The 11063-nt window shown below is 71.8% G+C and carries 4 protein-coding genes; all 4 read right to left on the bottom strand.

Annotated elements, in window-relative coordinates; translation table 11 throughout:
• Positions 1 to 89 precede the first annotated feature (89 nt).
• Positions 90 to 2075: a sensor histidine kinase gene (locus I2H31_RS14755; RefSeq protein WP_196293807.1), complete on the bottom strand. Its 1986-nt coding sequence runs from the start codon at positions 2073 to 2075 to the stop codon at positions 90 to 92.
• A gap of 141 nt (positions 2076 to 2216) precedes the next feature.
• Positions 2217 to 2849 carry a hypothetical protein gene (locus I2H31_RS14750; protein WP_196293806.1) on the bottom strand — a complete coding sequence of 211 codons (633 nt, stop codon included), beginning with the start codon at positions 2847 to 2849 and terminating at the stop codon, positions 2217 to 2219.
• A 660-nt stretch (positions 2850 to 3509) separates the two neighbouring features.
• Complete coding sequence (locus tag I2H31_RS14745) at positions 3510 to 8009, bottom strand: FG-GAP-like repeat-containing protein (protein ID WP_196293805.1); 4500 nt, start codon at positions 8007 to 8009, stop codon at positions 3510 to 3512.
• Positions 8010 to 8174: 165 nt separating this feature from the next.
• Positions 8175 to 10895 (bottom strand): RCC1 domain-containing protein, encoded by a 2721-nt coding sequence (locus I2H31_RS14740; RefSeq protein ID WP_196293804.1) that lies wholly within the window; start codon positions 10893 to 10895, stop codon positions 8175 to 8177.
• Positions 10896 to 11063: the final 168 nt, after the last annotated feature.

Below are 11063 nucleotides of genomic sequence, written 5' to 3'. Positions count from 1 at the left end.
GCCGGGCCTGCCTGCGCGCGGGCATTCGCCCGTTCGCGCCCAAGCGCCCGGGCAGGGGCAAGCCCCACCCCTACAACCTCACGAAGCTCCTAGCCGGGCAGGCAGGCCGTGAGCACAAAGCCGGCGGCCTCGGCGGCCACGTGCAGGGTGCCGCCCACGGCTTCGGCGCGGCGGCGCATGTTGGCCAGGCCGTGGCCGCCGGGGCGGGGGGCGGTAGTGGCCCCGGAGCCATCGTCGCGCACCGAAAGGCAGAGCTGCCCGGCGTCGCGGCTGAGCCGAATGGTGACCTGGCCGGCGCCGTGGGCGTGCTTCACGGCGTTGTGCAGCGCCTCTTTGAAGATGAGGTAGAGCGTCTGGCACACGGCCACGCTGGGGTGCAGGGCGGCGGCCTCATCGGTCACCGCAAAGTCGACCACCAGGCCGGCGGGGGGCAGCACCTCGTGGGCGTGGTCGCGCATGTGGGCCAGCACCTCGGGCAGCTCGGCCGAAGCCGTGTGCAGGTTCCACACCACGTCGGCCATGTGGCGGCTGGCGCGGCGGCTGGTGTCGCTCAGGCGTTCGAGCCGGGCCCGGGTGAGGTCGGGGGCGGCGGGCATCTCGCGCAGCAGGTCGCTTTGCAGACTGATTTGGGTGAGCAAGGAGCCCACGTCGTCGTGCAGGTCGGCGGCAATGCGCTGGCGCAGGGCCGCCTCGCGCTGGGCTTGGCGGTGGCGGGCGCGCCACACCAGGGCCGCGGCCACGCTGCCCACCAGCAGGGTGAGGCCGGCCAGCCCGCCAATAATGCGCTCGGCGCGGAGCTGGGCCAGCTCCTGGGTTTGGTGCTGCAGGCGGTTCTGCTGGGTGAGCAGCCGGATTTGGGCCTGCTGCTGCTGCCGCTCGTGGCCGAACTGCAGCAGGGCGGCGCGCCGCCGGATGTTGTCGCCGGCCAGGCTGTCGTGCGCGGCGTTGTACTGGCGCAGGGCGGCCAGGGCCGGGCCGTAGGCGCGCTGGCGGGCGTAGGCCTCGGCCAGCACGGCGCTGGCCTCGCTCACCCCCGCCAGCAGCGTGCGCTGGCTGCCCGCCAGGCCCTGGCGGCCGTAGGCAAGGGCGGGGCCCACCTGCCCGGCCCGCAGCGCCACGCGCGCCAGCAGGGCCTGGGCCAGCGGCACCAGCAGCGGCAGCCGGGCCGCCTGCAGCCGGGCCAGCACCCGCCGGCCTTCCCGGGCGGCGGCCGGGTCGTCGCCCTGGTCTTCCAGCAGCAGCGCCAGGCTGAGCTGCTTGGCCAGGGCGTAGGGAACGTCCTGAATTTGCTGGCTGATGGCGATGCTGCGCGTGAAATAGACGCGGGCCGCGGCCCACTGGCGCCGGCGGCGGCAGATTTCGCCCAGCTCGCCCAGGGCCTGGTTCATGCGGTCGGGGTAGGTGTAGCGGGCGGCGGCCCGCTGCGCTTCCAGCAGGTAGCGGCGGGCGGTGGCGTACTCGCCCACCCGGGCGTAGAGCGCGCCGAGCTGAATCTGGGCGTCGGTGTGGTAGCGGCGGGTGTTGCCGGTGGTGGCCAGCTCCAGCACCCGCTGGTGGTGGGCCAGGCTGGCGGCGTAGCGGCCCTGCTGCTCGGCAATGCGGCCCAGCCGGAGGAGGCAGCGCACCACGCCGCCCAGGTTGCGGTCGAGGCGAAACTGGCGCTCGGCGGCCGGCAGGTAGGTGGCGGCCGAGTCGTAGTGGGCCAGCTGGGTGTGGTAGTCGGCCATGTTCAGCAGCATCTCGGCCCGGACCTGGGGGAAGGGCAGCTGCAGGGCCAGGCGCAGCGCGGCCTGGCGCAGGGGGTAGGCCGCGCTCACGTCCTGGGCCGCCGTGGCGTCGGCCAGGCGGTCCACCAGCACCACATCGGCGAGGGTGGGGCGGGGGCGGGCCGGCACCAGGGCGCGCCAGTAGGCCCGGCTGCGCTCGTGGGCCCGGGGCTGGCGCCGGATTTCGCGCAGCCAGGGCGTGTCGTCGGCGTCGACCCAGCGGGTGGTGTCGGCGGGCGGGCCGGCCCAGGCCCGGACGCTCAGCAACAGCCCCAGCCCCAGCAGCGCACGAAAGAAAAAAGCAGACACAAAAGCAGCGGGTAAAAAAGAACGCCCGGCCGGGCCGGACAACTCCGAAAGATAAGCCCGGCGGTGGACCGCCCACTAAAAAGGCGGCCCCGCGGGGGCCGCCTTTTGAAGCACCGAAGCCGCAAGGCCCGTCCGAAAGAACTATGCGTGGCTGCCGCCCGGCACCAGCAGGCTGTAGGTGGCGCCCTGGCTGCCCACCACCACGTTTTTCCGCAGGTAGTAGGCGTAGTAGTCGCGCTGCTCGGCCACGGCGGGGTCCACGTTGGGGCGGTTGTCATAATAGGGCAGGTGCGTGACGGTGGTCAGGCGGGTAAATTCCTTCTCGCCGGTGCGGCAGCCCCAGATTTCCACGGCGTCGAACCCCTTCTTCAGGCAGCCAACGCTGGGGTGCACGCCTTCCATCTTCACCTTGAGCACGGGGGCCTCGGCGGCCACGCGCTCGGTGGGCTTGGCCGGGGTGGTGCTCACTTCCAGCAGGTCGAGCACCTCCGGCGGCACGTTCATGGTGTTTTTGATTTGCTTCACGCCGGCCCGCACGGCGGTCGAGGTCAGCGTTTCCTGGGCCACGAGGTTGCGCTGGGCCGTGTCGAAGGCCTTTTGGGCGGCATCGCGCAAGCCAAACAGGTCCAGCTCGGCCTGGGCCGCGTCGGCGGCTTCCTGGTAAGTGCCGGCGGGCTGCTTGAGCAGGGTGGTGGCGTCGGCAATGTTGTCGACGAAATTTTGGAGAAACAGCCGGCGCTCGGCTTCGCGGCGGGGGTACCAGTCAATGGGCATGGTGAGCTACAATTAAAAAAGTGAGAAAATGAATTACCCGAAGGCTACCCCAAAACTAGGGGGCCGCCCCGCCCATTGATACCCGTATAATCCCCTGGTTTATACAGGGGTTTCTACCTGATTTGCGGAGCCAACGCCGCTGCCTGGGCGCTGCGGGCCGCGCAAAACGACGCCCGGCCCGGCCGCCACCGCCGCAGCCCGGGCACCACTAGTGCCTCGACATTGCGCCAGCGTGCGCTCTCCTTCAGCAAGAGTGCGCTCCCCGCAATCGGGGGTGTGCTCTCCGCGCGCGGCGATGCGCTTCCTATTCGTGACGGTGCGCTCCCCGTAACCGTCGGTGCACTCCCCGCAATCGGGGGTGCGCTCTTCGCGCGCAACGGTGCACTCTCCGTGCACGGCGGTGCGCTCCCCATTCACGGCGGTGCGCTTCCCGTTCACGATGGTGCGCTCTCCGTGACTGGCGGTGCGCTTGCCGCAGCCAGCGCGAAGCCAAACGACTGTCCAGTCGGTGGCATCGGCTTGGTTTATCTACCTGCGCCTTGGCTTAGCGCACCACCCGGGCGCCCGGGTGCTACGCAAAAAGCCCCCGGCCACTAGCCGGAGGCTTTTCAACGGGTTTGCCGTAACATTTAAAACGGCGACAAACCACACTCGGGGTGTCTACTCCACCACTAACCGGATAGCCTGGCTGCCGGCGTGCACCACGTAGACACCCGCTGGCTGCGCGGCCGGCAGCGCCAGCGCGGCCGTGCCCGCCGCGTCAGCAGTAGCAGTGGCCACGGGGCGGCCCAGCGCGTCGTACACCGTCACCCGTGTGCCGGGGGCCGCGCCGGTGAGCGTGGCCGCCCCGCCACGGGCCGGGTTGGGGAATAAGGAATGCCCGGCTGCCAGGCCGGTCAGGGCCACCGTGCGCACCGGCGAGTAGCTGAAGGCGCCGTCGGCGTCCACCTGCTTCAAGCGGTAGTAAAACAGGGCCGCGTCGGTGGGCAGCTTGCCGTCCACCAAGCCGTAGGCGCGGGCGCTGGTGCTGCTGCTGGCCGCGGCCACCGTGCCAATGGGCGCGAATGTCTCGCCGTTCAAGCTGCGCTCGACCTCGAAGGCGGCGCTGTTCTTTTCCGTGGCCGTGGCCCAGGCCAAGCGCACGGCGGCCGGGCCGGCCGCCACGGCCGTAAACTGCGTGAGCTCCACGGGCAGCGGGGTGCTGGCCCCGGTGAGGTAGAATTCAGAGAAGTGGTCGGCCACGGCCAGCTCGGCCGTGAACCAGTCGGCCCCGCTCAGGACGGTGGCGGGCGCGGGCAGCAGGCGGCGCTGGCCGGCGGGGCTGTTGTCGGCCAGGGCGCAGTTCACGTTGGCGCCGTCGTACTGCGAGGCGTTGAGCGTGGCGGCCGTGGCGGCCGGGTCGGCGGCCGTCAGGCGGGCCAGCTCACTCGTCAGCCCGTACAGGCGCACGCGCACGGTCTGGCCGGTAAAGCTGGCGTTGGTGGCCGTGAGGTAGAAGTTGCGGTCGAGGTAGCGGCGGTTGGCCCGGCCGTCGGCCCGCACGGCGCTGCTGGTGCCGGTGCCCAGGGCCAGCACGCCCGCCGTCACGGTGCCCAGGTTGCGGGTGTCCTCAATGGCGGCCACCACGGCCCCGCCCGTGCCGGGCAGGCGCAGGTAGCGCCACACGCCCGCGCCGCCCGTGCCGCTCACCGTCAGGCTGGCGGTGGCCAGGCAGCCGCTGGCCGTGGCCGTGCGGTACACCTGCAACACCTCGAAGGCTGGGCTGCTGCCGGCCGCACTGCTCACGTCGTAGCTGCCCACCGTGAGGACGCTGCTGCCGGGGGTGGCCCCCACCGGCACCACGGCCGTGAGCTGCGTAGCCGATACATAGCTGACGCTGGCCGCCGCCACCCCGCCGAAGCGCACGGTGCTGCCCGCCACGAAGCCCGTGCCGGTGAGCGTGACGGCCTGCCCGGGCAGCTCGGCCGCCCGGCTCAGGGCCGTGAGGGTGGGCACCGGGGCCTGCTCGTAGCGTAGCCCGTTGCCGTACTCATTGCCCACCAGCAGGTCCAGCAGCCCGTCGCCGTCCACGTCCGTTACGGCCGGGGCGGCAAAGGTGCCCACGTTCAGCGGTGCGCTGCCGTTGGTCGTCAGGTAGCCCTGGCCGGCAAACATGTCCCCGCCCGCCGCCGTCTGCTCGTAGCGCCACATGTCGCCTTGGGCGTCGCCCACCAGCAGGTCCAGCAGCCCGTCGCCATCCAGGTCGCTCACGGTGGGGCGGGAATATTGAATCACTTTCACCGCCGTGCTGCCATTGGTCGTCAGGCTGCCCACCGGCGCAAACACGCCCCCGTTGGCCGCTGTCTGCTCGTAGCGCAGCACGGTGCCGGGATTGTTGCCCACCAGCAGGTCCAGCAGCCCGTCGCCGTCCACGTCCGTCACGGTGGGGGCAGAGTAGGTGCCCACATTCAAGGTGGTAGTGCCGTCGGTGGTCAGGTTGCCCACCGGCGCAAACACGCCCCCGTTGGCCGCCGTCTGCTCGTAGCGCAGCACGTTGCCGTCTATGTTGCCCACCAGCAGGTCGAGCAGCCCGTCGCCGTCCACGTCCGTCACGGTGGGGGTGGCAAATTGCCCTACGTCCAGCGCCGTGCTGCCATCGGTCGTCAGGTTGCCCACCAGCGCAAACACGCCCCCGTTGGCCGCCGTCTGCTCGTAGCGCAGCACCCTGCCGGGATTGTTGCCCACCAGCAGGTCGAGCAGGCCGTCGCCGTCCAGGTCCGTTACGGCCAGGGCCGCATAGGTGCCCGCGTTGAGGGCAGCGGTGCCGTCGGTGGTCAGGTTGCCCAGGGCCGGCAGCACCAGGCTCGGGCTGGGGCGCGTGACCTGGAAGGCGGCCGCGCTCAGGCCCATGCCGATGGCGTTGCTCACCCGCACCCGCTGGCTCACGGCCTGGCGGGGCACCACGGCCGTGGCCTGGGTGGCGCTCTGCGGGGTGAAGGCGGCCGGCACCCCGCCCACCAGCACGCTGCTCAGGCCCGTCAGGTTGGTGCCGGTGAGGGTGAGGGTGGTGCCCAGCGGGCCGCTGGCGGGGCTGATGCCCGTGATGACGGGCGGCGGCAGCTGCTCATAGCGCAGCACGTTGCCAGCGGCGTTGTTCAGTAGCAGGTCGAGTATGCCGTCGCCGTCCAGGTCCGTCACGGTGGGAAGGGCGGCAGTATTCGCAGCCACGGCGGTGACGCCGTCGGTGGTCAGGTTGCCCATCGGTGCAAATACTGCCCCGTTGGTCGCCGTCTGCTCGAAGCGCAGCACGTTGCCGGCGTCGTTGCCCACCAGCAGGTCCAGCAGGCCGTCGCCGTCCAGGTCCGTCACCGTCGGGGCGGCGCTGGCGCCCGCGTCCAAGGTGGTGGTGCCGTCGGTGGTCAGGTTGCCCACCACGGCAAATACCGCCCCGTTGGCCGCCGTCTGCTCGTAGCGGCGCACGTTACCGGCGGTGTTGCCCACCAGCAGGTCCAGCAGGCCGTCGCCGTCCAGGTCCGTCACCGTCGGGGTGGCGCTGGCGCCCACGTCCAGGCCGATGTTGCCGTTGTAGGTGACGAGGCCCCGCGAGGTGAAGGTGTCGCCGTTGGCCGCCGTCTGCTCGAAGCGTTGCACGTTGCCGTGGCTTTCGCCCACCAGCAGGTCGAGCAGGCCGTCGCCGTCCACGTCCGTCACCGTCGGGGCGGCGCTGGCGCCCGATTCCAGGACGGTGGTACCGTCGGTGGTCAGGGTGCCCACCAGGGCAAAGACTACCCCGTTGGCCGCCGTCTGCTCGTAGCGGCGCACGTAGCTGCGGTCGCCGGTGTTATAGTCAGAGTAGGCGTGGACCACCAACAGGTCGAGCAGGCCATCGCCGTCCAGGTCCGTCACGGCGGAAGCAGCGTTGTCGTTCAAGGCAGTGGCAGGGTCGGTGGTCAGCCTGCTCAGCGGCGCGAAGGTGGCCCCGTTGGCGGCCGTCTGCTCGTAGCGCTGCACGCTGCCTTCGTTGTAGCCCACCAGCAGGTCCAGCCGGCCGTCGCCATCCAGGTCCGTCACGGCGGGGCTGGCGTGTCCCAGGGGATTGCTGCCGTTGGTGACGAGGTCGCCCACCTGCGCGAATACTGCCCCGTTGGTCGCCGTCTGCTCGTAGCACTGCACGGTGCCGTCTATGTTGCCCACCAGCAGGTCCAGCCGGCCGTCGCCGTCCACGTCCGTCACCGTGGGGGCAGCAAAGTAGCCCACATCCAGGGCGGTGGTGCCGTCGGTGGTCAGGTTGCCCACCAGGGCGAACACGCCCCCGTTGGTCGCCGTCTGCTCGTAGCGCACGACGGTGCCGGCGTCGTTGCCCACCAGCAGGTCGAGCCGGCCATCGCCGTCCACGTCCGTCACCGTGGGGGTGGCAAAGTAGCTCACATCCAGGTCGGTGGTGCTGTCGGTGGTGAGGTAGCGCACCTGCGCGAATACTGCCCCGTTGGTCGCCGTCTGCTCGTAGCGCACGACGTTGCCTTGGTAGTTGCCCACCAGCAGGTCGAGCAGCCCGTCGCCGTCCACATCCGTTACGGCGGGGGCGGCCGCGCCGGTGACCACGCTTAGGGCGGTGGTGCCGTTGGTGGTCAGGTTGCCTAGCAGCGTGAAGGTGGTCGCGTTGGCCGCCGTCTGCTCGTAGCGCACGACGTTGCCATAATAGGTGCCCACCAGCAGGTCGAGCAGCCCGTCGCCGTCCACGTCCGTTACGGCGGGGGCGGCGTCGGAGACCACGCTCAGGGTATTGGTGAGCACGTTGCCCTGGGCCGGCAGCACGGTGCTGGCGCTGGGCCGCGTCACCTGGAAGGTGGCCGCGCTCAGGCCCGTACCACCGGCGCTGCTCACCCGCACCCGCTGGCTCACGGCCTGGCGCGGCACGGTAAAGGTGAGCTGCGCGGCGCTGCCCGGCGCAAAGGCGGCCGGCACCCCGCCCACCAGCACGCTCGTGGCGCCGCCCAGGTTGCTGCCGGCCAGCGTGACGGTGGTGCCCAGCGGCCCGCTGCCGGGGCTGAGGCTACTGATGGTGGGCGCCTGGGCCGCCACGGCGGCGGGCAGTAGCAGCGCGGCCAGCAACCCAGCCAGCGGGCGATAAGTGGCGGGGCGGGGCCGGCAGCCCGGCAGGTGGCGGAAGACGTGTAGCATGGGATAGGGGGTTGGCTATAGCTCACTCAAAGCTCCGGCCGTCGGCCGCGCTTGGCAAGTCGACCGCATCCCCCATTCGGGGGAGGCGCGGGTAATCGGCTGAGAGGGTGAAGCCCCCTTCCGCCCGCCGGGCCGGTAGCCAATGCTGGGAGCTGCCGACCGTCCCTACTCCACGGTCAGCTTCACGGCCCGGGTCCCGGTCCGCACCACGTACACGCCCGCCGGCAGCCCGGCTGGCAGCGCCAGCGCGGCCGTGCCGGTGGCATCGGCTGTAGCGGTGGCTACCGGGCGGCCCAGCGCGTCGGTCACCGTCACGGTGGCGCCGGGGGCCGCGCCCCGTAGCGTGGCCGCGCCGCTGGGTGCGGGGTTGGGGAATAAGCCGGGCGCCTGCTCGGCGCCGGCCACAAAGCGCACCGGCGAGTAGCCAACGGTGCCATCCTGGTCGGTCTGGGCCAGGCGGTAATAGGCGGCGGCGGTTTCGGGCACGGTGTAGGCGTAGTTACGGGCGCCGCTGCGGCTGCCCGCGCCGTCCACAAAGCCCCGGCGGGCCCAGCGCTCCCCGTCGGTGCTTACTTCTACGCCGAAGCCGGCATTGGCGGTTTCGCTGGCCGTGGCCCAGGCCAGGGCCACGGCGGCGGGGCCGGTGCGGCGGGCCGTGAAAGCCACCAGCTCCACGGGCAGGGGCTTGCCGTCGGTATCACCCGTGCGGGTGTACACGAGGCTGCGGGTGCTGCTGCCGTCGCCGAGCTGGCCAACGTCGTTCAGGCCGGTGGAGAAGAAATTGTAGCCGTTGGCGGCGCGGGCCAGCGAGTGGTTGCCGCCGCCCGCCACCACCAGCCAGGCGGTGCCGCCGCTGGCTTCCTGGGTGGGTACCAGGCGGTCGGTGGTGGTGTTGTCGCCGAGCTGGCCGTCGGCGTTGCGCCCCCAGGCCCAGAGCGTGCCGTCGGCGCGCCGGGCCAGGCTGTGGGTGGCGCCGGCGGCCGGCTGGGTATAGCGGCCGCCACCGCTCACGGCCACGGGCAGCGCGCGGTTGGTGGTGGAGTTGTCGCCGAGCTGGCCGTCGGTGTTGAGGCCCCAGGCCCAGAGGGTGCCGTCGGCCTGCAGGGCCAGGCTGTGGTTGAAGCCGCCCTCCACGGCCAGCCAGCTGCTGCCGCTGCCCACTTGGCCGGGGGTGTTGCGGTCGGTGGTGGTGCCGTCGCCGATTTGGCCGAAGTCGTTGTTGCCCCAGGTCCAGAGGGTGCCGTCGGCCCGCACGGCCAGCGTGTGGTAGTCGCTGGTGGCCACGCTGCGCCAGCGCTGGCCCCCCACCACCAGCGTGGGGCTGTTGCGGTTGGTGAAGGAGTTGTCGCCGAGCTGGCCGTAGGCGTTGTAGCCCCAGGCCCAGAGGGTGCCGTCGGCGGCCAGGGCCACGCTGTGGAACCGGCCGACCCACACCTGCCGCCACAGCCGGGCGCTGCCCACCTGCACGGGGGTGCTGCGGCTGGAGTTGGTGCCGTCGCCGATTTGGCCCCGGTCGTTGCGGCCCCAGGCCCAGAGCGTGCCGTCGGCGCGCACGGCCAGCGTGTGGTAGGTGCCCCCGGCCACCTGCACCCAGCTGGTGGCGGCACCCAGCAGCCTAGGCGTGCTGCGGTCGCTGGAGCTGCCATCGCCGAGCTGGTTGAAGCTGTTGAGGCCCCACATCAGCAGCTGACCGGTGAGCCGGATGCCGCCGCTGTACTGGTCACCGCCGGCCAGGCCGCGGGTGGGCAGCCCCAGCGGGCCGAACACCCGCTGGGGCGCGGGGCGGTTGGTGGTGCTGCCGTCGCCGAGCTGGCCGTTGCCGTTGCGCCCCCAGGCCCAGAGGCTGCCGTTGGCCTGCAGGGCCAGGCCGTGGTAGCCGCCGAGCCCCAGGCTTACCCAACTGGTAGCGCTGCCTACCTGGGCGGGACTGCTGCGGCTGGTGGTGGTGCCGTCGCCGAGCTGGTTGTAGGTGTTGTCGCCCCAGGTCCAGAGGGTGCCATCGGCGGCCAGGGCGGCGCTGTAGGCCCGGCCGCCGGCTGCCTGCCGCCACAGTTGGGCGCTGCCCACCTGCACCGGGCTGGGCCGGTCGGTGGTGCTGCCGTCGCCGACTTGGCCGAGGGCGTTATCGCCCCAGGCCCAGAGGGTGCCGTCGGTACGCACGGCCAGCGTGTGGGCGGTGCCGCAGGCCACGCTCAGCCAGGTGCTGCCGGGGGCCACTTGGGTGGGGGTGTTGCGGCCGGTGGTGGTGCCGTCGCCGAGCTGGCCGTCGTCGTTGCGGCCCCAGGCCCAGAGGGTGCCGTCGGCGCGCACGGCCAGCGTGTAGTTTTCGCCGCAGGCCACGCTCAGCCAGGTGCTGCCGGCGGCCACCGGCACCGGTGCGGGGCGGTTGGTGGTGCTGCCGTCGCCGAGCTGGCCGTAAACGTTGTAGCCCCAGGCCCAGAGGGTGCCGTCGGCGGCCAAGGCCACGGTGTGCCGAAAGCCCGCCGCCACCTGCCGCCAGCTGGTGCCCGTGGCCACCGGCACGGGGCTGGTGCGGTCGGTGGTGCTGCCGTCGCCCAACTGGCCGTAAGTGTTGAGGCCCCAGGCCCAGAGCGTGCCGTCGGCCCGGATGCCCAGGGCATGGTAGTCGCCGCTGGCCACCTGGGCGTAGGTGGTGGCGGTGCCCACCGGGGCGGGTGCCGGGTGGTTGGTGGTGGTGCCATCGCCAAGCTGGCCGTAGGCGTTGCCGCCCCAGGCTTGCAGGCGGCCGTCGGCCGTCAGCAGCAGGCTGCTGGTCTGGCCGGCGGCCAAGGTGCCGGGCAGTATCTGGGCCGCCAGGGCGAGGGGCAGCAGCAAGGGGAGCAGCAGCGCCAGCAGTGCCCGGCGCCCGTAAAGAGTAATAGTCATGGGGAGAATAGCCGCCCCCAGCCCTCCGTGGACTGGCCAGCGAGTGGCGGCGGGCAACAAAAATAGCGGGGCCGAAGGCCATCGGATGCCCACGGCGTGTACCCTAATCAGGGTACACGATGGCGCCGGCCAGGGCCGGGAACCCGGCCCCTGCTAACGCGCAAGCCG

The sequence above is a fragment of the Hymenobacter ruricola genome, from assembly GCF_015694525.1.
GTDB lineage: Bacteria > Bacteroidota > Bacteroidia > Cytophagales > Hymenobacteraceae > Hymenobacter > Hymenobacter ruricola.
Note: the sequence above shows the minus strand (reverse complement) of the source record. Positions and strands in the feature narration are given on the sequence as shown.